The sequence below is a fragment of the Psychrobacter pacificensis genome (genome assembly GCF_018336615.1).
Taxonomy (GTDB): Bacteria; Pseudomonadota; Gammaproteobacteria; order Pseudomonadales; family Moraxellaceae; genus Psychrobacter; species Psychrobacter pacificensis.
Genome location: NZ_CP048752.1, coordinates 1,920,315 through 1,946,109 on the forward strand (window position 1 = coordinate 1,920,315; position 25,795 = coordinate 1,946,109).

Here is a 25,795-nt window from a genome sequence, read left to right on the forward strand (position 1 = left end):
ATTACTATCCGACCCTTTTATGTTTTATTGGATAAGCGACATATGACTAAATCTTTAATGACACCGTCTAATCGTATTACGTTGCATACAGCGAAGATCTCTGCGCTGACGGCTGCAATGTTGCTTATGCAATCAAATATGGCGTTTGCTGCGCCCACCACTCTCGTACAAACTATCAACAATATCGCTAATGCTTCTTATGACGTCAATTCTATCAAACAAAATAGCATTTCAAACCAAGTTCAAATCAAAGCCTCTGCCTTATCTGAATATGGTATTAACTTAACTCAGCAACCTGTGCGTACTGTTGCACCCAACACACTGGTGAATTGGGTTAATGTTCTTAGTAATACTAGCTATAGTGATCAGACTATTGAGCTGACGCTTGATGTATCGCCAACTCTATCTAATTTGAAAGTTTATCAAGACTTGAATAAAAACGGCATTGTCGATAGTGGTGATACACAACTGATTCTTGATAACATGAGTGCCCAAATCAAGCTTGGTCAGAGTGAAAACATTCAGTTTATTGTGCAAGCTCTATCAGATGCTAATGGTAAGGATGGAGATACGGCTGACATTAAGATTGGTGCAGTTGTCTTAGAAGACCCGTCAGTGACTAGCGTGAGTGCGACCGATAGTTTAGTCATTATCGAATCTGGTATCAAATTCACCACCCCTAAATTTGATGAAAGCAAAACGATTTCACAAATTAATGATGACGTTTATGTCAGTGCCAGCTATGCGCAATGTAATGTACAAACTGACAAGCCTGATCAAGTATGGGTAACCATCAAATCACCAAAAACTGGAGATAGCTATTCACTTAAAGCTATAGAAACCGGTAATAACACAGGTAAATATCAGCTATCAGCAGCCACTCAAAATAACGCTAACGCTATTGACGATAAGCTTATCCAAACGTTGAACAACGACACATTGACTGTCAGTTTAGATGCTTGTATCGCCCCTTCGGTTGGTACTGGTGCTGATGAACTGCCGAACGCGTCTGACTTCACCGTGCGTATCAGTGACCTGAGCTCACAAATTAATATCGTCGATGACAACCCAGCTTTAGTTGTCACAAAGGAAAGTGACGTAAAAAGTGCTGAACTCGGCGATTATGTCAGCTACACCATCAATATCACGAACAATGGTAACGCTACTGCTTACGATGTACAGCTAAAAGATGCCTTACCACGTGGTTTTGACTACGTTGAGAATAGTGTACGTGTTAGTCCAACGACTGATATTGATATCAATCAAGCACAGACCACCGAGTTTAAAGCTGATGGTAAATATCAGGTATTGAACTTAGGAAACATGGAAAATGGCGAAAGTAAAAAAATTACTTATCGTGTGCTTATCGGTGCTTCATCACTAGGTGGTGATGGTATCAACCGCGCAATCGCAGTTGCTAACAATGAGCAAGGCCAAAGCTTAGTATCAAGAGAAGCACAGTGGAAAATCGACGTAGAACGCGGCGTCATGAATACTGACGGTATCATCATTGGTAAGGTCTATCACGATATCAACCGTGATGGTATTCAGCAAAAAGAAGACGGCGAGCTTGGGGTTGCTGGTGTCCGTATTTATATGGAGAACGGCAACTTCATCGTGACCGATCCTGAAGGTAAATACAACTTTTATGGGGTCAGTGCCAAAACACACGTACTAAAAGTAGATAGCACGACGATCCCTAGAGAAACAGAGCTGGTCACCCAAAGCAACCGTAATGCGGGTGATGCTGGCAGCCGTTTTGTCGATTTGAAATATGGCGAGCTACATCGTGCAGATTTTGCGATTGTGGGCGGCATGGGCGATAGTACTGAGCGTCTGAACGCCGAGTTAATCGCTCGTAGCAAATCAGTGAGTGCTAAGAATGATACGCTAGAGCAAGCGGTAAAAACAGTGCTAACATTAGAGCCAAACTACGATGCCGACACGACTGATAATGTCGATGCAAGTGGCTGCAATATCAATGGCGACCTAGACCTTGGTAACAACTGTGATTCTGCTATTGTCAACGACATGATTGGGGATGCGACCAATCGTGTAGACATGGCCGTGACAACGGTTGCACCTCCAGTAGAAAAAGAGCTCGAAGAATATCTAAAAGAAGTGGCTAACAATAATGTCACCTTCATTAACCTAAATGAAGGTCAACAGCTCAGTACTTACAAGCAGATGGTACAGGTACAAGCACCACTTGGTTCAATATTTACTCTATACGCCAATGGCAAAGCGATATCAGAGCAGCAAATCGGTAAAACTGCTGAGCAAGAAAAGCAAAATGTAATGGCTTTTGACTATTATGCGGTTGACCTAAAACGCGGACGCAATACTCTACGTGGTGTGGCAACTGACATCAATGGCAAAACTATTTCCGAGCAGACCATCACCGTATTGACACCTGATAGTCTGCAAGCGATTGATTATCGTACGCAAGCACAACTAGTCCCAGCAGATGGTATCAGCGAATATCAGGTTGTTATTAGTCTAAAAGATCGCGACAATCGCCCCTATATCGGTACTACTTCTCTTACACTTGATACTAATATCGGTCGTATCAATCTGAAAGACAGCAGCCAAGATCAAGCCGGTACCCAAGTTACTGTATCAGGGGGTGAGCTATTAATACCAGTCATCGCGCCAAGCGCACCAGGCAAAGGTGAGTTGGTCATCGATACGGGTAGTAGCAAGCAAATTATCCCACTACAGTTCACGGCTAAGCTGCGTCCACTCATTGCTGTGGGTATCGTCGAAGGTGCTATCTCTCTCAAAGACTTTGATGGCAGCAATATCACAGACGCACAAGGCGCGTTCGAGCAAGAGCTGCATGAAATCTCAGGCAATGATGATTATTCAGCCACTGGTCGTGCGGCAATGTTCTTGAAAGGCAAAGTGCGCGGAGATTACTTGCTGACGTTGGCTTATGACAGTGACAAAAAAGGCGAGCGATTATTCCGTGATATCGAGCCTGGCGAATACTATCCTGTCTATGGTGACTCATCGGCTAAGGGCTTTGATGCGCAATCAACCAGTAAGCTCTATGTGCGTCTAGACAAAGGTCGCTCGTTTGCTATGTATGGCGACCTAAAAACACAAATTGACAATGATGAAGGCATTGAGCTTGGTCAGTACAATCGCACCTTGACTGGTCTAAAGGCGCAATTTGAAGATAATAATACTCGCGTGACTACGTTTTTGGCAGAGACCAGTACTAGCCAGCGCGTTAATGAGACTCGCGGTTTAGGTATTTCAGGTCCCTACCCATTAGCTGAAGACTTCGATGCCGTGTTAGAGAACTCAGAAACTATCGAAGTGATCACTCGCGACCGTAATAACCCTGGCTTAATCGTCAACCGTGAGACGCTAACTCGTTTTGCTGATTATGAGATAGACCCGATTAGCCGCAGTTTATATCTAAAATCACCGATTGCGAGTCAAGATCTCGAAGGCAATCCTATCTACATTCGTGTCACAGTAGAAGTGGATGAAGGTGGTGAGGACTATTTGGTTGGTGGTATCGCTGCCAAACAGCAACTGACTAATAAAGTCGCTATCGGTGGTAGCTATATCAATAGCGACGACCCATTGAACAAAGAAGAGCTGGCTAGTGTCAATAGCGTTATCAAGTTCAACGATAAGCTAAAGCTGGTCGCTGAATACGCAATGAACAAAGCTGAGAACCCTAATTTTCAGCCAAGCAATCAGATCAACACCACAGAATTAGACGATAATAATGTTGAGGGCAATGCCTTACGTGTCGAGCTTGACTTTGATAATAAGAAAGACACGCGTGCCAAGGCTTATTACAATGATGCAGATGAAGGATTTGTCACTGGTGCATCACCACTGACTGCTGGACGTACGGAGTCTGGCGTAGAAGTCATCCATACATTCAACGACAAAAAAACAGCGTTGAAGTTAGAAGGTGTGCGTACCAAGGATCATACTACTGACGCGAGTCGTGAAGGCGTACAAGCCAGTATCGAGCAACGTTTGAGTGAAAATGTCGTTGGTGAAATCGGTGTGCGTTACTACAAACAAGATGCCACGGCAGCCTCACGCAATACGCAAGCGGCAACAGATGTCGTAGACGTTACTGACGATACGTTATTTAACGATGACATTATCAACCAGTCAGCATTAAATAGCGTTAGTGATGCTGACAAAGACATCGAAGGCACAACGGTTCGTGCCCGTATCACTTCTCGCCTACCCAAGCTAAATAATAGCTTGGTGTTTGCAGAGTATGAGCAAGATATCGAAAATAGCTCACGTAACGCGACGTCCATCGGTGGTGAGACGCCAATCGGTGGCTTGGGTCGTCTGTATGCACGTCATGATTTGATCAATAGCTTGTCTGGTAGCTATGGTCTTGATGATACTGATGAGCGTCAACGTACCGTTGTGGGCTTTGACGTCAATTATATGAAAGACGGTAAAGTGTATAGCGAATACCGCATGCGTGACGCGATCAGTGCGCGTGAAGCGGAAGCCGCTATCGGTCTGAAAAACAAGTGGTATGTACAAGAAGGCCTGACTCTAAATACGTTGCTTGAGCGCGTTGAGTCATTAGAAGGCGAAGAGAACAACACCGCCACGGCGGCAGGTTTTGGCGTTGAGTATCTTGCCAAAGAAAACTACAAAGCATCAGGACGTGTTGAGAAACGTTGGGGCGAGACAAGCGACACCTTACTTGGTAACGCAGGTATTGCCTATCGTTATACCGATGAGATTACCTTATTGGCCAAAGATACCTATTCGCGCATCGACTATAATGATGGTGATCGCACGATTAATCGTTTCCAACTTGGTGCCGCTTATCGTGATTACGACAGCAATCAACTAGACATGCTTGCAAAGCTTGAGTATCGTTTGGATGACAATAACACGGGTGATGATACTTATCAAAAAGACACCACTGTTTGGTCATGGAATGGTAACTACCATCCAACGCGTGCCCTAACCTTGTCTGGTCGCTATGCGGGTAAGTATACAGAATATGAAGCAGACAACATTACCAGTGACAATACTGCTCATGCCGTTTATGGTCGCGGTCTGTACGATATTAGCGAACGTTGGGATGTTGGTTTGCAAGCGGGTACTTATTGGAATAAGCAAGCAGATGATTTGTCTTATATGTTAGGTGCTGAAGTGGGCTATAGCCCAATGACCAACCTTTGGTTGTCACTTGGCTATAACTTTATGGGCTTTGAAGATGAAGACATCGCCTATGACGACAGTACTCAAGAAGGGGCTTACTTTAGATTGCGCTTTAAGTTTGATGAAAATCTATTCAAGCGTGAAGACCCACGTAAGAACAAGCGTTTAAACAGTGACTCTACGCAAGTTAATACGACTACCTTGTAAGCTAATGATAGCGTCTTAACTCCTGTCTACTGGCAATATAATAAGCGATTAGACAGGAGTCGCAGAGTCAGCCCTAATAATGGTAAATACCCACACTCATTACCTTCAGATAAGGTTTGCATCATGTTTAAAGCTGCCATCAAAACCACTGCTTATAAACAACCAGTACATACTGCACTCTCGGCACTGTTACTTTTGAGTGTCGTATCCCTTGCTTCAGCACAAGATAGCATCGCTAACGACACGGCTCAAATCGTTGATGCGAATAGTGCTGTAGACTGTCGTGATGATATTCAGGCTCAAGCCCCTTCTTATAAATATCAAAGCACGCAGCAACGTGTACTCAACTGTATGGTAGAGCAACTACAGCCCTATCAGCAAAAAGACAAAACCGCTCATCAGCAGTACCTCGCTTACAAAGCACAAGCATGGCTTACTTATGCGATCCATCAAGACAGTATGAATAACCGCTCAGCTGCGGGCATAGTTGCGGCAGAAACGGCAGAGTCTATCTTACAATCGCTAAAGAACGATACAGCGCAAAGCATCAAACTACAGCAAGATATCCCTACTACCTCTGCTCTAATGCGACCTGATCTGTGGGCGACGCTGAGTGCGCTAAAAGACAGTGGCGGTATAGAGTCAGCGCCACGTGAGATGGCATTTAGTGAAGTGGCATTAATTTGGGCGGCGACCAATCAATGTAAGCGAGGGTGGCGTGAGTCAGGCATACATTTTCGTATGGCGGACCGCTGGCTTGAGCAAGCACGCGAAGCCTATATTAATGCCCATGATGCGCAGACCAATGTGGCTTTAGAGCAATCTATCGTCAGCTACTATAAGCAGTATGCGCCTTTAGATGCCAGTGATGATATCTGCCGCGGACAAGATCTAACGCCTAATAATTAAAGCGCCTTACTAAATAACAGAGGTAAAAAAGCCGACAGAGTTGTCGGCTTTTTTGTGTCTACTATAGATAAAATTAGCGGTTTTTACGTGGTAGTTTTTCTGGTAGATAGCAGCGTAAGTACGCGATAAATGCGGTATTTGCTTCTTGAATATAGTCATCCGTAATGGTCTGATGACGACGATAAGACAAGGTAAATATCGCATTAACAATACTATAAGCAATCAATAGCGTGTTTTGGATATCCTCAAAATTTGGCATCTCATAACGCTCTGATAAACGCTTATAGACCAAGTCAACAATTTGATGGTCCATATCTTCGCCAAATTCATCACCTTCAAAATCAGGCGTATTGGTGTCATAAATGAGTTTGGCTTTGGTCTCATCGTTATGGAAGATCGTCACGCATTGATCAATCAGCGCGGTTAGATATCCTTGCCATCTATCGTAGTTGCCGATATCAACGGTTTCTACCATCTCTAATATTTCAATCGCATTCAAAAAGCGCAATGCTAAAAATATTGCTTCAATGTTAGGGAAGAAATGATAAGCAGAAGCTCTTGGTATTCCTGCTTCTTCACACACAGCTGCTAGAGTAATATCATTAATAGCTTGTGTTTCACTCAACTTTTTGGCACCAGCCAAAAGTTTTTGACGACGTGCGCGGCCCTGTTGGCTGGTAAATTTAAACTTGTTTGGTACAAGTTTTTTTGCCAACTCCGAATCTACTAACACATCTTCAATTTTTTCGTCTTTGTTATCACTCATTGTAAATCTCTTAATGTTACGTCCTATTTCATAAATTCAATCTTCATTGAGTAGCATTCGTCCTAAATCACTGGAGAATCAACGAGTGGCTCAAATGTAGAGCCAACGTTATCGCTACTAACCTCAATGAGGAGGCATCATAAACGCTTGTACACTATCAAGCAAGGGACATGAATGGGTTAAAAGTTAATGTATCGATTAACACTCTACTAGAGTTAACTATCTAATTTTATGAAGTTAATCATTCAGTTTAATTTTCGCTCTTATAATACCATGATCAGTCACCCTATCTGAATAATCCCACTTAAGATGGTCATTGAAATAATCAACTCTTTCAACCTGACCGAGCGAAAACTTGCTATCAGGTAAGAACTCTTCTGAAACAAATAATTGATCGATCACTTCTGGCATACCTTGATGAATATGGGTGTAAGCCACATCTTTCATCCAACCATAGCGAGCTTGAATACGAGCGGCGTCAAAAAGTGCGACATCACGCATACTTTTATCATAATTAACCTCGCCAGTCTCCGTCATCAGCTGGGTTGTTACGCTACCAGTCACATCATTCATGTCGCCAAGCAGTATCAATGGCTCACGCGTGTGATGCAAACGTTCCATGATCGACATACGAATAGATGCCGCCTCTGCAGCACGCATGCACAAACTACGAAGCTTGGCACGAATACGGATATTTGGATCATCCATGTCTTCTAATAGGTTACCATTTTCGTCACGTAAGAAAAACGCACGTTTACTTTTTAGATGCGCCGTGATGATCGTTATTGGTTGACCATATGCGTCAACACGCAATATCAAAGGTGGACGATTAAAATGCTGATGAGGCCCGATATCGGGGATATCAATCACAGCTTTTGGTGCAATCTCTTCTAATAAGGTCGTCTCTAATTGCTCAAATCGACTAATAATACCAACGGCTGGTGTATGCTGTGCGCCTCTACCTTGAGTATATGGACTTGCAGTGTCATTGCTTGCAAGCGGAATAACCACCTGCTCTGGTTTGAATCCTAGTGCGACAGCTAGTGCTTCTAGTGCATTACTATCCCATACTTCTTGTACGGCAATGATATCAGCGTGTGCTTTAGCCAGCAGATCTGTCAGACCACGTCGCTTATGCTCATAGGCTTTATTATCATAAGCTGGGGCATTCTCATAATAAATGCGATTAGGGTTAGCAAAGTTCAATAAATTAGCTGTGGCAATATAAAACTGTTTACTACCGTCATTATTAGTCATAAGTCCCCTGTTTTTCTTATATTATATTCATACATATGGATTCATAGCAAATTTTATGCCAAAAAAAACTCCCAAAGGTTGACTTTGGAAGTTTTAAAATAACATACATACTGCTGGTCAAAGTCATTAATAGAACCAATCGTACAATCAATCTATTTTCAGCAACGAAATAGTAATCTATTGTCAGCGTTTTTAAGAGACAGCTCGTCTGCTAAGTTAGCTATCTATTAAAGTCATTGAGTAAACAGTAGTCATATTCATAAGTCTTTTTAACATCTGACTTTCTTGTAAAACACGTACTACGATACACGATGCCATGCGTCACGTGATGCTAGACGCGCTTCATCCCACGCCAAACGAGAATCGCCTTTCACTTCATTCCATGAACGCTCTAAGTCGGCTTCATGATCTTCAAAACGTGCATCTACTGGATAGCGAGCGCGATTTGCATAGCCTACCGCATACGCTGGGTGTAGGTCGCGATCAAACTCGTAACCTTCTTTGTAATAATCAGCATTGGCATACTCTGCGCGCCAGTAAGCTTCCTCATGGGTTGGATCAATGGCTTCAGCTGCTGCATGACCTGCGCCGCCACCAACAACTGCACCGATTGCACCACCAATGAGCGTACCTAATGGGCCTGCCATAGTACCGATGGCTGCACCTGCTGCTGCACCGCCTACACCGCCAATACCTGTACCTACTGGATGTGAGCCTGGCTCACCTGTAATAATGTCTGCATTCAAATCTTCTTTTGTCTCTTTAGACATGTTTTTTACTTCACTGCGATCGATAGCGTCATGGTTACTCATAGTATTGTCCCTAAATTATTTATTATTTGTTGAATTATTTATTTGCTAAAAGATTAGCGATATTGCTAAATCCAACTGAAGTATAGAAACTTATAGGTAGAGACAGATAGCCTGATTATGTAAACTGTGTCCGTATTGCGATTACATTGCGTTACAGCCTGTATCTTTATGACGTCTATGTACGGTGCGCTCATACTTTGGGTAATCATAAGAGATTAGCATTGATAAATTTACTATAGAAATCAACCCTATATCTGCATTAATGACCTTGCGATGGCACGTTGCCATTTATCAAGGTGTTGCTCACGAGCATCAATCGACATACTTGGCTCAAAAATACGATCTACTTGCCATGATGCTTTCATGGTTGACTCATCGTAAAGCCCAGTCTTTAAACCAGCGAGTAGTGCTGCACCCTTTGCCGTAATCTCTGTGTCTCTTGGACGTAGCACCGGAACATCTAGCAAATCTGCCTGAAACTGCATCAGCAAATCATTATTTGCCGCGCCGCCATCTACTCTCAGCTCAGTCAAGGGATGAGGGCTGTCTTTTTGCATGGCGATGAGTACATCATAAGTCTGGTAGGCAACTGCTTCCAACGCAGCACGGGCAATATGGGCTTTAGTAGTACCGCGGCTCATACCAGTGATGCTAGCACTGATATCAGAACGCCAGTAAGGCGCACCCAATCCGGTAAAAGCAGGTAATAGCACCACACCTTCGCTACTGTCTACTTGGCGAGCTAAATCTTCAACATCGCTACTTTGTTGAATCATACCCAAATTGTCACGTAGCCATTGGATGATAGCTCCTGCCATAAAAACACTACCCTCCAAGGCATAGGTAACTTCTTTTTTGGGTGGCTGTAGCATTCGCTTACCTGACTGTAAGATTTGATCAAATGATAAATTGTCTGGACGAGTTGGCGATATTTTTCGCTGCCATGCGATGGTGGTTAGCAGCTTGTGCTCGCTCAGTTTTGGCTGCTGACCAATGTTCATCAGCATAAAGCACCCTGTGCCATAAGTATTTTTGGCCATGCCAGCATCGAGACAGCCTTGCCCAAAAAGCGCGGCCTGCTGATCGCCGAGCACGGCTTGAATGGGTATTTGCTTTGCAAATAGGCCTTTTTTGGTTTTGCCAAAATCACCGTCAGATGGCAGTACCTTAGGCAATATAGTCATAGGAATGGCAAACCGATCGCAAAGCGTCTCTGACCAAGCCAATTTATGAATATCAAATAGCAAAGTACGAGAAGCATTGGTCACGTCGATGACATGCTCGCCGCCAGTTAGCTTGTAAATCAGCCAGCTATCGATGGTGCCAACTGCTATCTCACCTTTACTCGCACGTACGCTGAGTTTGGGATTATTTTCGAGCAGCCAAGCAATTTTACTGGCACTGAAGTACGGATCTAAGCGCAGACCTGTGATGCGCTGAACCTCATCGGCCATATTGGCGCTATCAGCACCCTGATGAACGCTATCATCCATACTATTGGTAGCGCTTTCAGCAGCGAGTGTCTTGCAATAGTTTGCCGTGCGCCTGTCTTGCCAAATGATAGCGGGTGCGAGCGGTTTCCCTGTTTGCTTGTCCCACATGACAATAGACTCGCGTTGATTGGTAATCGCGATACTGGTGACATCAGTAGCAAGCAACCCTGCCTGATTGATAACATCATGCGCACAGCTAATCTGAGTTTGCCAGATTTGCTGTGCGTCTTGCTCAACAAATCCCGCTTTTGGCGTTTGCAGCGTCGTTGGCTGTTGTGCCATCTTAATAGGCCGTGCATGATCATCGTATAATATCGCTCGACTCGACGTTGTCCCTTGATCTAACGCCAAAATATATCCTGCCATTACGCATATCCTCTACTGATATTGTTGGTTCTATTTGATAAAAACCAGTGGCTATTCATTATTTGCTGTTAATCAATCACTGTATATTTTATAAATGACTGGCCAAATTATTTAGGGCGTGTTGAACATTCGCAAATAGGCACTGCTGATCGCTAAAATGGTTCCAGACAAGGCACAAAGCGACGATAATGCAGATGCCTTAGCGAGATTTGTAACGCCGTATGGGGCAATTTTAGCATCAGCCCCAACGATAAAAGCAGGGGATAGGACTCTTTTTTGCCGCTTCATCGTTAAAAATAAGCGCTTAAAATGACTAAACTTATTATTCTTAACATCGAATCGCCTAAAAAATAGTCGCTGTCAGTGCCATGGTCGAATGTTCAAGACGCCCTAATGATAAAAATAACAGCACGTTAATTTAAATTGGTTAACTCTAAGACGTCTTATTCGCTATGATGTTACTTATAAACGAATATTTAAAAAACAGCTCAAACCTCTATCATACCGCTAGGGATGACACAATAGAGAGTAGCAGAATACTGAGCATTGACCCGTCACCATTGTGGCTATACAGTGTACGCCTTGTTTTGAATGATACATTTTTAGCGCTTTCGTATTAGCACGCACTTTATTAAAAAGCATTCTGATATTTCAGTACAAATACTTTATTTCAGCATCATTTATTCGCTTACTAGCAAATCGTTTATAATAGTATGACCGCTTTATATTCTGAGCGATAAAATCTATTAATGCTGTCCGTTATTTTATAATACCTTACATTCTAATTAATGGCTTATGTGACTTATGAAATTCACTTTATCAGCGGTACCGACTGCTATGATGACAGTTGCACTCATGAGCGGCCCTATAGTGACTTATGCGAGCACGGGCTCAGATAATATAGAATCATCAGATGACATGACACCGGTGACTGTGACAAAAATTGTGGATGCCGATGGTCAGATTAATAATCAGACAGCTCAGACAGCAATGGCACCTAGTCATACATTAGCAGAGACTCATGCTGAGCACAGTGCATTAAACACCCTTATCGATCCAATCACACACAAAGCCGTGGATAATAGCTATCCATTAGAAGTCTCTAGCTTTTTAAGCCTAGAACAAGCGCAAAAGCTTTTGGTTCAAGTCTCGCCCAAAATAGCGGCCAATCAAGCAGCCATCGCTGCCAGCGAATACCAAACTGAGGCCCTCAGAACCATCGACAACCCCCTCGTATTTGCGCGCGTCTCTGCCAGTGCTTACCATCTTGATGAGGATATAGATCTATCGTCTCTTAGAAACGGTATCGTCAACGGAGTAAATAATACCGTCGATAACGCGGTTCCTCCGATTGCAGACCTGCCAGATTTACCAAACTTTGGGGAGTTGGTCGGTGAGCGAATTCCAGACTCTTATAATATTAAGCGCTCAGGATCGACGACGGGCGCAGGTCTTGGTGTGGTCTGGCCTATTTATACAGCTGGACGTACGGACGCATTGACTGGCGCCTCAGATGCACGCACACAAGAAGCAGTCGCCGATAGCATCCTTGATAAAAACGAGCTTTATAATACGTTAATTGAACGGTATTTTAAGGCCCAATTGGCGATCATTGCCGCTTACTTACGTGAGGATGCTTACGATACCTTGCAGCAAACGGATCATATGGCAGAACGCTTGTTTGAAGAAGGCTTTATTTCGCGCGTCGATAGACTAGAAGCACAGTCTGCGCTTGCCGATGCCAAAAGCGAATCCGTCAATGCCAATAACGACGCGCGCTTAGCCATGATTGCGCTACAGCGATTGCTACGTACTGATTATCGTATTAAGCCGACGACGCCATTATTTGTCTCTAGCCGTCCCCTACCGGATGTTAGCTATTTTCAGGATTTGGCACTGAATAATCATCCAGGATTACAAAAGGTCGCCGCCAAACGCGCGCAGGCTCAGCAGTTGCATGCATTATCAGATACTGGCTACAAGCCGACAGTCTTGCTATATGGTTATGGTCAGCTCGAAAAAGACCCAAGCTGGGTCGCTGGTATCTCTGCCAGTTGGAAGCTATGGGGCGGACTGGATAAAACCGCGTCATTGGCATCAAGCAATGCTCAAATACGTCAGGCAGATCTTTCTGAGATTGAAGTCAGCGACAACCTGCTACTGCTGGTAGAAAAAAACTGGCACGATGTTAATAATGCTCAATCACGCTATCAAGCGCTACAAAGTAACGTTGATTTGGCTGCAGAAGTGTTAAGATTGCGCCGCTTAGGATTGCAAGAAGGCGTGAATACCACAGTCGATGTGGTACAAGCACAAACGCAATCGCTCAAAGCACGTACTGAGCAAGCGCAAGCAGCAAACGACTATGTACAGTCATTGGCCGCACTCATGCAAAGCTGCGGTACGCCGCTTGCTTTTAACGCTTATCTTAATGCCGCTGATATCCAGCTGCCGACTTTGTACACTGAATGATGATTGTATATGAAAGCTTATAAAGTATACGAATAAGCGCTATGTCGTCGTTTCAACTTTTAAGTGTTATAAGGCTAATGAGCGAAGATATATACCAAATCAGCATGACGCTATCAAACAATAACGCTCAATAAACCATACTATTACTATAGTGAATCACTGTTTTATGAAAAAACCAACGTCCAAATCGATAAATAATTGGCTACAAACTTTGCTACAAACGTGGCCTATTGCGAATACCACTAATGTTTGGGCACATTGCGCCAGTGTCGGATTTTTTGGTTTTTTATCCATCTTTCCAGCAATGGCGGTATTTGTGCTGATTTATGGTCTCGTATTTTCACCCGTTGAGATGCAGGAGCATATCTCCATTTTGCGTCCGTTTATACCTGATACAGTGTACGAAGTCCTCAATTCGCGCCTGAGCGAGTTGGTCTCTAATACCAAATCCACGCTGACATTTAGCCTGATCATATCGACCTTACTTGCCCTTTATGCTGGTTCCAAAGGCATCAAATCTTTAATTGCCCTTGTCAATCTCGCTTTTCATATCACCCAAGAGCGCAGCTTTATACAAGGCACGGTTCGAGCAGTGAGCCTGACCTTTGGTGCAGTAGTCGTCTTGATAATAGCGGTGTCTTCTATTGCTATTATCCCTGTAGCAGCGAATTACTTCCCCTTCCCTCAAGTGGCTGAAACGGTTGCACTGTGGGCCAGATGGCCTGTATTGGCGGGTATTATCTTTTTAAGCTTTTTAAGTCTTTATCGTCTCGCGCCAAATCGCGATGCCGTTGCACTAAAAAAACTGGTTCCAGGAGCAACGCTCGCGACCATTCTTTGGATTATATTGTCCGTACTGTTTTCGATTTATGTGCAAAACTTCAACAACTATAGTGCTGAATTTGGGGCGCTATCAGCGGCGGTGGTCATTATGCTTTGGCTATATTATTCAGCCTTTGTCGTCGCTTTTGGTGCGATTTTTAATTCTGAAGCCATAGACAATGCCAAACCTTATGCTGTTCGAGTGTACTAATCATAAATCCTTTGTTCTCAACTTTGCTGCTTTAGGAATCACACCGTCATGACTGAATTTCCAAACGAATCAGACAACTCAAATAAATCAGTTGATTCAAACGAGTCAGTGACCTCTCAAGATACAAAAGCCTCCGTCGATCCAATAGAAAATGTATCTAGTGGGTCTGACGTTCCAGAGCAATCTGTACCCGCTTATAGTCGGGGCAACGCAAAAGCTGATAAATCTGCTCGTATGAAAAAGATATTGCTCGTACTGTTTGTATTAGGTGTTCTTGGCGCAATTGCATACGGTTTATATAAAAGCAATCAGCATAATGAACCAGAAGTCATTACCCTCCAAGGGCAAATGCAAATGCAGCAAACCTCTATCGCTGCAAAGGTAGCAGGCCGCATTGCTAACATTATGGTGACAGAAGGTGATACGGTTACGGTGGGTCAACAACTCATTGAGATGGATTCGCCTGAGATTAACGCTAAGATCAACCAAGCACGTGCTGGTAAGCAAATCGCACAAAGTCAATTGGACAAAGCAGAAAACGGGGCACGCCCGCAAGAGATCGCTCAAGCCAAAGCCGCTTGGCAAGCCAATAAAGCCGCGTCTGATTTGGCAGAAAACACCTATCAGCGTGTCAATCGTCTGTATGAAGAAGGATTGATGGCACGGCAAAAACGCGATGAGGCTTATGCCCAATACCTAGCCACTCAAGACCAAACTGAAGCCGCACGTTTGCAATATGATTTGGCATTAGAAGGTGCTCGCAGTGAAGACAAATCAGCGGCTACCGCTCAAGTCGCACAAGTTGATGCCCAGCTAGATGAAGCACTGGCAGCAAAAGAAGAGGCCAATCTAAAGAGCCCTATCGCTGGTGTTGTGGACAATGTCATCGTTAGTGCTGGAGAAGTCATCGGTCAAGGCGTTCCTTTGCTGACGTTGGTGGATACCAATGACCAATGGGTAGTGCTCAATGTCACTGAGTCGTATTTAAACCAGTTCGCTATCGGTCAGACATTTACAGGTACTATTCCCGCATTATCATCAGCAGATAAGCCTTATAGCAAGCAGTTTACTGTTTATGCGACATCGACCTTATCTGATTTTGCCACTTGGCGACCGACCAACAATGATGATGGTTTTGATGTGCGTACCTTTGAGGTCAAAGCACGACCATCCACGCCTGATACTCGCATTCGCTCAGGAATGAGTGTGGTTGTGCATATTAATCCTATCAATCAGAACCAAGAGTAGGCCATGCACTTGACTAAGTTAAGTGAGGCTTTTTTACGTAGCGCCGCTTATGAGCGCCGTTTTTTAGCCAAAAACCATTGGGACCTTAGTATGGTGGTATGGATACCACTAGCCACAGTGCTGCTGATTTGGTGGATATTTTCACAAACGCAGATTACTGACTTACCCATTGGAGTGATCGATCAAGACAATAGTGCTGTTGCCAATACTACCGTACGTTACTTAGAAGCCAGTCCTACGCTTACGGTTAGACAACTTTATTATTCACCAGCGGATGCAGAGGCTGCGATCTTGCAACGTGATATTTATGCGGTTGTCATCATTCCTGAAGACTTTTCGCGTAACATTTTATCTAACAAGCCTGCCCCTTTAATCCTACAAGTAAACGCCCAGTACGGTACGCACTCTGGCATTATTCAAACGGCTGTCCAAGCAGTCGCTAGCACCTTATCCGCAGGGGTAGAGATCAAACGATTGGTAAAGCAAGGCGTAGGGCCGTCGCAAGCCATGACTGCTTACTCGCCTATCAGTATCCAGCGTATTAGTTTGTTCAATGCTGCAACCGATTATCAGCAGTTTTTGGCATCGACCGTCATACCTGCCCTGCTACACATATTAGCGATGGTCGTCGGGGCAACCACCATTGGTCGCGAGCTGCGCGATAAAAATATTGGTCACTGGTATCGCTTTATCAGTACAGGTACACCTGACTTAGCTTTGGTTAAATCCTCTAAAAAAGCAGCTGCGTTAAACACCACACAAGATAGCACCAACAACACTGCACCATCATCAGACTCAAAAATGCCCAATTCGGTGAGTATATCAGTATTGCTATCCGGTCTATTGGGTAAGTATTTTTGGCCAATATTGGCCTATAGCTTATGGTCGGCTTTGGTATTGTGGCTTGTAACGTCGAACCAAAATATAAGCATTGGGTCAATCATCGCAGTATATATCGGCCTATTGTGTTTGATGATACTGTCATTCTGGCTTGGTGCTATTTTTACTTTGAACTCCTTTTCACTGCGTATGGGTTTGTCAACCACTGGTTTTATTTCAGCGCCTTCTTATGCCTTTGCTGGTGTGACCTTTCCTTATATTGCGATTAGTGATAGCGCGCAATACTGGTCAAATGCATTGCCACTGACACATTACCTCAAGCTACATATTGCCCAGTTACAAATGCAAGCGCCTATTGCTATCTCTGTGCCTATTGTCTACGGTCTGGCGCTTGCCACTATCATCGCCATGCTACTGACAGCCCTATTGACCAAACGCGCATTGGCGCATCCTGAACGCTGGGGAGCACGCTGATGTCATCACCTTTAAATACCAAGCAAAACAACGCTAAAGCCACCACTTCTTTAACTGCGCAGACTTTTTGGGCAAGCTTCTCTCAAACTATAAAAGATGTCTTTGGGGATAAAGGCGTGCTTTTGATGTTGATTATTGCCCCGATTATCTATGGGTTTTTCTATCCTTGGCCCTACTCAACTGAAGTGGTCAACCATGTACCAGTGGGTATTGTTGATCATGACAATAGTAACTTGTCGCGCACGCTCGCTCGTTATGCAAGTGCCAGTCCATATCTAGATACTGAGCACTTTATCAATGAACAAGCGGCCAAAGAAGCCATATGGTCCGATCAAATTGCAGGCTATATGGTGATTCCAAGCGGCCTTGAAGAACAAGTCATGTCAGGACAGCAAGCGTATGTTAGCGTCCTCGGCAATGGCGGCTACTTTATTTTAAATAAGAACGTCCAACTGGGATTCTCTAAAGCAGTTGGTACCGTATCAGCGGGGATCAAGGTAAAGAAAAATATCGCTAAAGGCGCTTATGCACCCACCGCAGCACAGAGCGCTCAAGCAGTACCACTACAAATCATGCCACTTTATAATCAAACTGAAGGCTACGGTGCCTACGTCGTACCAGCCGTCTCCGTCATTATCTTACAACAGACACTATTGATGGCAACCGCCATGCTGATTGGCACTTGGTATGAGCAGCGGCGTCATGCTGCGAGTGTACGCGGTTGGCTCGGACGTATCACAGCGCTGAGCACGCTAAGCTTTATCATTGGCTGTTTTTATTATGGTTGGGCGTTTGAGCTGCATCATTATCCACGTGGGCAAAATATGCTCGGAACGCTATTGTTTTTAGCACTGTTTTGTCCGACAGTCGCAACGCTCGGCTGTGTACTTGGGCTATGGTTCCGGCAGCGTGAGCGCAGTATGCAGATCTTAATCTTTATCTCCCTACCGATATTCTTCTTAAGCGGCTACCCTTGGCCAGCCGACCAGTTGCCCCAAGTTTTGCAAGTAATACGCTGGATCGTACCAACTACCCCTGCGATCAACACCTCTGTACAGCTTAACCAAATGGGTGCAAGTATCTCTCAAGTCGCCATAGGGTTTTATGCGTTGGCAGGCTTGTGGTTGCTCTATTTTGTTTTATTGCTATTTTTACGCAAGCGTATTCCGCAAAAAAAAGCCTACTGATAAATCTTTAAGTTAATTAAATCTATGAGCATAAAGAAGCGCCTGCTAATATTAGCAGGCGCTTCTTTATACATATGACACTTTCACTTTGAGTCATTTTTAAACATTAAAATACTCGGTTCAAACCGTTAAGCGCAGCCACACGATACGCTTCTGCCATCGTTGGATAGTTAAAAGTCGTATTTACAAAATACTCAAGCGTATTGTTGCTTTTGCACTTCATCACTGCTTGACCAATATGAATAATCTCTGAAGCATGGTTGCCGTAGCAATGAATGCCTAAAATTTCTAACGTATCACGATGGAACAATATCTTTAATACGCCCGAGCGTTCACCAATGATTTGGGCACGTGCCAGATGTTTGAAGAACGCTTGACCCACTTCATACGGAACTTTCTCATCCGTTAGCTCCTGCTCTGTTTTACCGATACAAGAGATTTCAGGAATGGTATAGATACCAGTTGGGACACTAGATACTGGCTCGGCATCACTATCACCGACCATAAAGGCAGCAGCACAGCGACCTTGATCATAGGCAGCAGAGGCTAATGATGGCCAACCGATGACATCACCAGCAGCATAAATATTGTCGACGTCCGTACAGTAAGTATCATCTACTTTTAACTGACCACGGCTATTTGCTTTTAGCCCAATGGCTTCTAAGTTTAAGCCTTCTGTGTTACCTGAGCGACCATTTGACCAAAGAATGGCATCAGATTTGATGCGCTTGCCGCTCTTTAAGTGCAAGACCACATAATCATCATGAGTCTCGAGATGATCAATCTCTTCATTACTACGGATAAGCACACCGAACTGTCTAAAGTCATGCGCGATCGCATCGCTGATTTCGCTATCCAAATAGTTCAGTAGCTGATCTTGGTTGTTAATAAGATCAACCTTATAACCAAGTCCTGTAAAAATAGAAGCATACTCACAGCCAATCACCCCTGCACCATAGATGATGATTTTTTTGACGACATAATCCATTTGCAAGATTTTGTCAGAGTCAAAAACGCGTGGATGTTTAAAGTCTAAAATATCAGGACGGTAAGGACGACTACCGACAGTAATGATGGCTTTATTGAAAGTAATAGTTTCGTAGATATTGTCGTCGACTTCAATGCGCAGCGTATGAGCGTCAATAAAACTTGCCCAACCTTGAATAACTTCGATACGGTTGCGCTCATAAAAACGGGTATGCGTACTGACTTGACGACGGATTACTTGACGCGCCTTAGCCAATACTTCATTTAGCGGAACTTGCTTATACTCCATCGCTTTGGTAAACATCGGGTCGCGACGGAAGTTAATCAAGTTAAATACTGATTGGCGCAATGCTTTACTAGGAATTGTACCGACGTGAGTAGAGTTACCTCCTACTTGATCACGCGGATCGACGACGACCACTCTTTTACCAGATTTGGTCAGCTTCATGGCAGCGGCTTCACCAGCAGGACCTGCACCTAAAACCACCGCATCATACTCATACTCGTGATCGTCACTTTTTAGTCGACGAGAATCTTTGGTAAATCCAGATTTGATATCAATACGAGTGTCATCAAGCGGGTTGATGAGATCAGGGTAATGCATGATATCTTCAGTGACCTGCTCATGAGTCTGCTCGATTTTCTGTTTTGCGTTTTTACCTTCAGTATGCTCAGGATTGGGCGAACGACCATTAGATTTATTCGATACTTCAGTATGGACGTCTTTACCAGTATCATTGGTTGCGTCACCTATATTCTTACTTACCATCATGTCCTCTTTATGTATTGTTTGCTCTATTAATATCTATGTGCACGAGTTAATATTTTTAATATCCAAGCAGCTTAGTAAAGTTGTACTCACCATAAGGTATGAATAGACTTTTTACAAACTTGATGACGATTACATATTATAAAATTAATAGTCCATTACCCAATGCGGCGTTTAAGACCTGTCATCTGTAATATACGCGTGGCGATTTCTTCAACAGACATCTCTGATACATCCAAACTTGGGATACCATGCGTGATATAAATTCCCTGTATCGCGCGCTGTTCTTGCTGGCATTGCTGATAACTTGAGTAACGACTGCCCGCACGGCGCTCTTGGCGTATTTTTACCAAGCGATCGGTATCAATGAGCAAACCAAACAGTTTGTCTTTATGGTCACGCAGAGCTTTTGGTAGTTGATTGTCGTACAAATCATCTTCGGTCAGAGGATAGTTAGCGGCGCGAATACCGAATTGTAATGCTAAGTATAGAGAAGTCGGTGTCTTACCAGAGCGTGACACACCCACCAAAATAATATCTGCTGCATTATAATGACGAGTACGTGCGCCATCATCATTGTCTAAGGCGAAATGGACTGCATCGATACGCTCTTTATATGTCTCAGAGTCGACATCATCATGCGCATGACCTGAATGACCATCTGGCTCTACGCCAGTCTCTTCTGCAACGCGGCCAATCAACCCTTCGTACATATCCAAATTACAGCTGTGTGCTGAATTGATTTTTTCACGAATCTCTGGATTGACGATCGTATCAAACACCAACGGCAACGACCCATCACGTTGATACGCCATGTTTATCTGCTCTACGGCATCATCGGCACGCTCTAAGCTATCGACGTATGGCAACACTCTTGTCTCAAAAGGGACCGAGGCAAACTGACTCAAAATAGCGCGTCCGAGGGTCTCAGCCGTAATTGCGGTGCCATCTGAGATAAAAAATGCCGTTCTGATGGCTTGTGAGCTGTCCAAGTTTAGCGCATGACGATTTTGGATAGTGGACTTGACTTGTTCAGATGGATTGCTTGAGTACATAACGTTGACACCTCGGTTGAAAGCTCAATAATGATCTTCATTTCATTTTTAGTATTGATCTAATAGCAATTATCTAACTTTGGCTGCCTTATCTCTTGTAAATGCAGAACGATGGCAGCGCTGCTATTGCATATTTATATAGCCATATGCATCACTTATCTATCCGCTACATTATACGCATATTAGCTTGTTAATAGAAATTAATGTTACAGGCGTACACTTAGCACCAACATTGTTTTTCATCTTGTCGTCATAACCAATCCACCTCTCATCAAGGCATTTTTTATAGCATTTCCTATATATAAACATAAGATTGAAACATAAATTATAAAAATACTCTAAATATGGCTTATTTGAATACGTCTATTTTATGCAGTAATTGGCTTTTGAAAGCGCATAACATCGTCACTAGCAATGATATTTTTCATCTGAGTAAATACGAAACTTGATTAGACTGGCCTTACTCTGTGTAGCAAATCCTACAATTTGTGTATTTTTAACAAGTTTTTTGGTAAAACCCCTCGAATTCCTCCTAATATGGCGGTATAATTCACCGTTATAATCTTTACTAAATAACCTTATTTTCTGGAGTTATCATGGCAGCGCAATCTACAGCACTTGTAATCAATCTTGATCAGCTAGGAAAAGACGACATCGAAATGGTTGGTGGCAAGAATGCCTCACTTGGCGAGATGATCAGCCATCTTTCTGATTTAGGCGTTAGTGTTCCAGGCGGCTTTGCCACCACATCAAACGCATTCAATCGCTTTTTGACAGAAACAGGCTTATTAGAAAAAATCAACAACGAGCTAAACACATTGGATGTCAATGATGTTAATAAGCTTGCGGCGACTGGTAAAAAGATCCGTACTTGGATTATTGAGCAAGAATTGCCAAAAGATCTTGAGCAAGAAGTACGTCAAGCGTTCGAAACCATGAGCGGCGGCGAAGACATCGCTGTTGCTGTACGCTCTTCTGCGACTGCTGAAGATTTGCCAGATGCGTCATTTGCTGGTCAACAAGAAACCTTCTTGAACATTCGCGGTATTGATAACGTCCTAATTGCTATTAAAGAAGTATTTGCCTCGCTATATAACGACCGTGCAATCTCTTACCGTGTACACAAAGGTTTTGAGCACGAAGGTGTGGCATTGTCCGCTGCCGTACAGCGTATGGTGCGCTCAGAGACTGGTGCTGCTGGTGTTATGTTCACGCTGGATACCGAAAGCGGTTTTGATCAAGTCGTGTTCATCACGTCAAGCTATGGTCTTGGCGAAATGGTTGTACAAGGTGCGGTCAACCCAGACGAATTCTACATCTCAAAACGTCTGCTCGCTGATGGTAAGCCTGCCGTTATTCGTCGTAACCTAGGCAGCAAACACAAGAAAATGGTTTATGGTGATGAAGGCAGCACCGCAAAATCAGTGAAAACGGTCGATGTTGAAAAACAAGATCGCATGCAGTTCTCTTTGACTACCGAAGAGCTGACCTCTCTTGCCAAGCAAGCAGTAACCATCGAGCAGCATTATGGCCACGCGATGGATATCGAATGGGCAAAAGACGGTGATAGCGGTGAAATCTTTATCGTTCAAGCACGTCCTGAAACCGTTAAGAGTCGCCAAGACAGCAATGTCATGGAGCGTTATGTCATCGACACGACTGGCGCAAAAGTATTGTGTGAAGGTCGTTCAATCGGTCAGCGCATCGGTTCGGGTAAAGTACGTATCGTTACTCACCTAAACGAGATGGACAAAGTAGAAGAAGGCGATGTTCTGGTATCAGACATGACTGATCCAGATTGGGAACCAGTCATGAAGCGCGCTTCTGCCATCATCACCAACCGTGGTGGTCGTACGTGTCACGCAGCCATTATCGCGCGTGAGTTAGGTGTGCCCGCCATCGTTGGTTGTGGTAACGCCACTGAACTGCTAGTCGATGGTCAAGACGTGACTGCGTCTTGTGCTGAAGGCGACACTGGTTTTATTTATGAAGGCCAGATTGACTTTGAAGTACAGACCAACTCGGTTGAGTCTATGCCAGAGCTTGCATTCAAAGTCATGATGAACGTTGGTAACCCAGATCGCGCCTTCTCATTCACCCAGATGCCAAACGAAGGTATTGGTCTTGCGCGTTTAGAGTTTATTATCAACCGTATGATCGGTGTGCATCCAAAAGCGCTGCTAAACATGAACAGCTTGCCACGTGAGATCTCACAAGCCATTCAAGAGCGTATCGCAGGCTATGCCTCACCTGTTGACTTTTATGTTGATAAATTGGTTGAAGGTATCTCAACCCTAGCCGTTGCCTTTATGGATCAGCCAGTTATTGTTCGTATGTCAGATTTCAAATCAAACGAATATGCTAACTTGCTTGGTGGTAAGCTGTACGAGCCATCAGAAGAGAACCCAATGCTTGGTTTCCGCGGCGCTAGCCGTTATGTCTCTGACAACTTCCGTGACTGTTTTGAGCTTGAGTGTAAAGCGCTAAAACGTGTTCGTGATGAGATGGGCTTAACCAACGTTGAGATCATGATTCCATTCGTCCGCACCACTGGTGAAGCGGCGCAAGTAATCGAGTTACTTGAGAAAAATGGTCTAAAACGCGGTGAAAATGGTCTACGCATCATCATGATGTGTGAGCTACCAACCAACGCGTTACTCGCAGAAGAGTTCCTAGAGTACTTCGATGGTTTCTCAATCGGCTCTAACGATTTGACTCAGTTAACGCTTGGTCTTGATCGTGACTCAGGTATCGTCTCACATCTGTTTGATGAGCGTGACACTGCTGTTAAGAAATTGCTCACTATGGCTATCGACGCTTGCCGTAAGCAAAACAAATATGTTGGCATCTGTGGTCAGGGCCCATCAGACCATCCAGATCTAGCGTTCTGGTTAATGGAACAAGGTATCAGCTCGGTATCATTGAACCCTGATTCTGTGCTAGATACTTGGTTCTTCCTAGCTGGTGAAGAAAAGTAGACCGTTACGTTCAGTCGCAGCGGTAACTCACACAGTCATTAAAGATACCACTATTAGGGTCTATTTGATTTTTTCAAATAGACCCTAATATAATGTCTTAAGACATGACTAACTATGCAGGCAACTATGCAGATTTTCCTTGCTCGAAATAACGTACAAGCTGGTCCATACAATCTGGAGCAGCTTAATATCATGCTGGCATCAGGCGAAGTATTGCTTGATGATTTAATCTGGCATGAAGGCTTAGATCAGTGGCAGCGCGTAGGAAATGTGACCAATAATCAAACGGTCTATCGACCGACTGGTGCTACTACTCCTGATGCGAATGATTCTATTATCAATAATGTGACCGTCTTCCCTGAAGATACCAGCAATACTAAAGATAATAATTCAATATCATTAGATAGACTATATGGCAAGCCTGAACGTTCTAAAAATGTGAAGGCCGATATGACGACCAATCGTCATCAAACGCCGCACAACAATGTCTCATTAAACAAAACTGCTCTCAAAAAGACGGTCGCAGATAATGATAAAGTCATTGGTGATGTGGTACTGGCGCCGATTATGTCACGCATATTGGCAACCGCGCTCAACGGCCTGCTTTACGTATTGGCCATATTGCCATTAGTAATGGCACTGACCAAAATGGATGTAGACTATACCAAGTTTCAAAACATCCAAAATATGGACGCTGCCTATCAATATTCAATGTCGTTGATGGAAAGCATTCCAAGCAGTACGCTCATGATGTCGCAAGTCATGGTTTTTGGCTTGTTTGCACTGCAGCTGGTATTTATTACCATGCGTGGTCAATCCCTAGGCAAAGTAATCACTGGTATTCGGGTTGTGGATCAGACCACACATCGTCTACCCTCGTTTATCAAGCTGGTCGGTACACGTACGTTACTGTTGTTTATTATCTATAATTTACTGTTTTCGTTTACTAGCTTTTTGGGTTTTGTGATTATTGCTATCCATTATTATATGGCATCAAAAAGCCCTGAAAATATCGGTTGGCATGACAAACTTGCCAAAACTTTAGTGGTCAAAGCAGACAGTAGCCAACTGGTAAAAAAGTCAAAATCTGAATAATATTTTATTCACCATATTGTTTCAGATAAAAACGCTGCGCAAGATCGCAGCATTTTTATTGAGTAACGCTTATTTTCCATCTTTTTATATCTTATTGGCAGCCGCTTGGTGATTACCCTTTGTGTTAAGCGCCAAGTGCTGTTATAATACGGCGCTTTATAAACTAAGCTTATTTCTTACTATATTTTTAAGAACGTGGGCTTACCTTATAAATCTCCTTGCTATTAACATAGGGTTAATAGCTACTAATCCGTAAGGAGTCATAATGCGACATTACGAACTGGTGTTACTTGTACACCCAGACCAAAGCGACCAAGTGGTCGGCATGGTTGAACGCTATATCAAGTTGGTTCAAGACAACGGTGGTACTATCCATCGCCTTGAAGATTGGGGCCGCCGTCAATTGGCTTATCCAATCAACAAGATTCACAAAGCTCACTACGTTCTTTTCAACATCGAAACTGACGGCGAGACTTTGGCTGAACTTGAAGAATTATTCCGCTATAACGACGCGATCATTCGTAGTCTAGTTATGCGCCGTGACGAAGCTATCACTGAAGAGTCGCAGTTAGCCAAGAATGCCGATGAAAAACGCGCACGCAAAGCAACTACTCGTCGTCCAGACAATCGTGAAAACGATAATGACGACAACGACAACAGTGAAGACTAATTAAA

General features: G+C 43.7%; 16 protein-coding genes. 10 read left to right on the forward strand and 6 right to left on the reverse strand.

The features are described 5' to 3' along the window. Nucleotides 1–42: 42 nt before the first annotated feature. Together GYK50_RS08095 and GYK50_RS08100 are read left to right on the forward strand one after the other, a co-directional pair. Nucleotides 43–5,379: a DUF11 domain-containing protein gene (locus GYK50_RS08095; RefSeq protein ID WP_212563662.1), complete on the forward strand. Its 5,337-nt coding sequence runs from the start codon at nt 43–45 to the stop codon at nt 5,377–5,379. Between the two features lie 123 nt (nt 5,380–5,502). Then, complete coding sequence (locus tag GYK50_RS08100) at nt 5,503–6,288, forward strand: hypothetical protein (RefSeq protein ID WP_093070864.1); 786 nt, start codon at nt 5,503–5,505, stop codon at nt 6,286–6,288. A 73-nt stretch (nt 6,289–6,361) separates the two neighbouring features. Here the strand turns inward: GYK50_RS08100 and GYK50_RS08105 are convergent, their stop codons facing one another. The 4 genes from GYK50_RS08105 to glpK all read right to left on the reverse strand — a co-directional run bounded on the left by GYK50_RS08105 (nt 6,362) and on the right by glpK (nt 10,982). Then, nucleotides 6,362–7,054: a TetR/AcrR family transcriptional regulator gene (locus GYK50_RS08105; RefSeq protein WP_071001337.1), complete on the reverse strand. Its 693-nt coding sequence runs from the start codon at nt 7,052–7,054 to the stop codon at nt 6,362–6,364. Between the two features lie 237 nt (nt 7,055–7,291). Continuing rightward, a complete protein-coding gene (locus GYK50_RS08110) occupies nt 7,292–8,311 on the reverse strand; it encodes an endonuclease/exonuclease/phosphatase family protein (RefSeq protein WP_071001335.1) in 1,020 nt (339 codons plus the stop codon). Nucleotides 8,312–8,610: 299 nt separating this feature from the next. Further along, on the reverse strand, nt 8,611–9,123 hold the full coding sequence (locus tag GYK50_RS08115) for a hypothetical protein (protein ID WP_071001334.1): 513 nt from the start codon (nt 9,121–9,123) through the stop codon (nt 8,611–8,613). Nucleotides 9,124–9,371: 248 nt separating this feature from the next. Next, on the reverse strand, nt 9,372–10,982 hold the full coding sequence (glpK, locus tag GYK50_RS08120) for a glycerol kinase GlpK (RefSeq protein WP_071001332.1): 1,611 nt from the start codon (nt 10,980–10,982) through the stop codon (nt 9,372–9,374). A gap of 804 nt (nt 10,983–11,786) precedes the next feature. Between glpK and GYK50_RS08125 the strand changes: the two genes are divergently transcribed. The 5 genes from GYK50_RS08125 to GYK50_RS08145 all read left to right on the forward strand — a co-directional run bounded on the left by GYK50_RS08125 (nt 11,787) and on the right by GYK50_RS08145 (nt 18,236). Next, the gene (locus GYK50_RS08125) at nt 11,787–13,454 is read left to right on the forward strand and encodes a TolC family protein (RefSeq protein ID WP_212563663.1); all 1,668 of its coding nucleotides are present in this window, start codon (nt 11,787–11,789) and stop codon (nt 13,452–13,454) included. Between the two features lie 166 nt (nt 13,455–13,620). Further along, nucleotides 13,621–14,487 (forward strand): YihY/virulence factor BrkB family protein, encoded by an 867-nt coding sequence (locus GYK50_RS08130; protein ID WP_071001329.1) that lies wholly within the window; start codon nt 13,621–13,623, stop codon nt 14,485–14,487. A gap of 48 nt (nt 14,488–14,535) precedes the next feature. Next, nucleotides 14,536–15,735, forward strand: a complete 1,200-nt coding sequence (locus tag GYK50_RS08135; protein WP_071001327.1) for an HlyD family secretion protein — start codon at nt 14,536–14,538, stop codon at nt 15,733–15,735. Between the two features lie 3 nt (nt 15,736–15,738). Next, nucleotides 15,739–17,049: an ABC transporter permease gene (locus tag GYK50_RS08140; RefSeq protein WP_071001325.1), complete on the forward strand. Its 1,311-nt coding sequence runs from the start codon at nt 15,739–15,741 to the stop codon at nt 17,047–17,049. Beyond that, nucleotides 17,049–18,236, forward strand: a complete 1,188-nt coding sequence (locus GYK50_RS08145; protein WP_071001324.1) for an ABC transporter permease — start codon at nt 17,049–17,051, stop codon at nt 18,234–18,236. The genes GYK50_RS08140 and GYK50_RS08145 overlap by 1 nt, the downstream gene beginning before the upstream one ends. Nucleotides 18,237–18,342: 106 nt before the next feature. On the opposite strand, the gene sthA is transcribed toward GYK50_RS08145, so the two are convergent. Together sthA and ppsR are read right to left on the reverse strand one after the other, a co-directional pair. Then, entirely contained in the window at nt 18,343–19,992 is a 1,650-nt protein-coding gene (sthA, locus tag GYK50_RS08150) for a Si-specific NAD(P)(+) transhydrogenase (RefSeq protein ID WP_284719265.1), read from the reverse strand. Between the two features lie 158 nt (nt 19,993–20,150). Then, nucleotides 20,151–21,047, reverse strand: coding sequence for a posphoenolpyruvate synthetase regulatory kinase/phosphorylase PpsR (gene ppsR / locus GYK50_RS08155; protein ID WP_071001320.1), 897 nt, complete (start codon nt 21,045–21,047; stop codon nt 20,151–20,153). Nucleotides 21,048–21,643: 596 nt separating this feature from the next. On the opposite strand from ppsR, the gene ppsA reads away from it, so the two are divergent. The 3 genes from ppsA (at nt 21,644) to rpsF (ending at nt 25,790) form a co-directional block, all read left to right on the forward strand. Continuing rightward, on the forward strand, nt 21,644–24,025 hold the full coding sequence (gene ppsA / locus GYK50_RS08160) for a phosphoenolpyruvate synthase (protein ID WP_093070996.1): 2,382 nt from the start codon (nt 21,644–21,646) through the stop codon (nt 24,023–24,025). A 114-nt stretch (nt 24,026–24,139) separates the two neighbouring features. Further along, entirely contained in the window at nt 24,140–25,120 is a 981-nt protein-coding gene (locus GYK50_RS08165; RefSeq protein WP_093070994.1) for an RDD family protein, read from the forward strand. A gap of 265 nt (nt 25,121–25,385) precedes the next feature. Beyond that, the gene (rpsF, locus tag GYK50_RS08170; protein ID WP_071001316.1) at nt 25,386–25,790 is read left to right on the forward strand and encodes a 30S ribosomal protein S6; all 405 of its coding nucleotides are present in this window, start codon (nt 25,386–25,388) and stop codon (nt 25,788–25,790) included. The last annotated feature ends 5 nt before the right edge of the window (nt 25,791–25,795 follow it).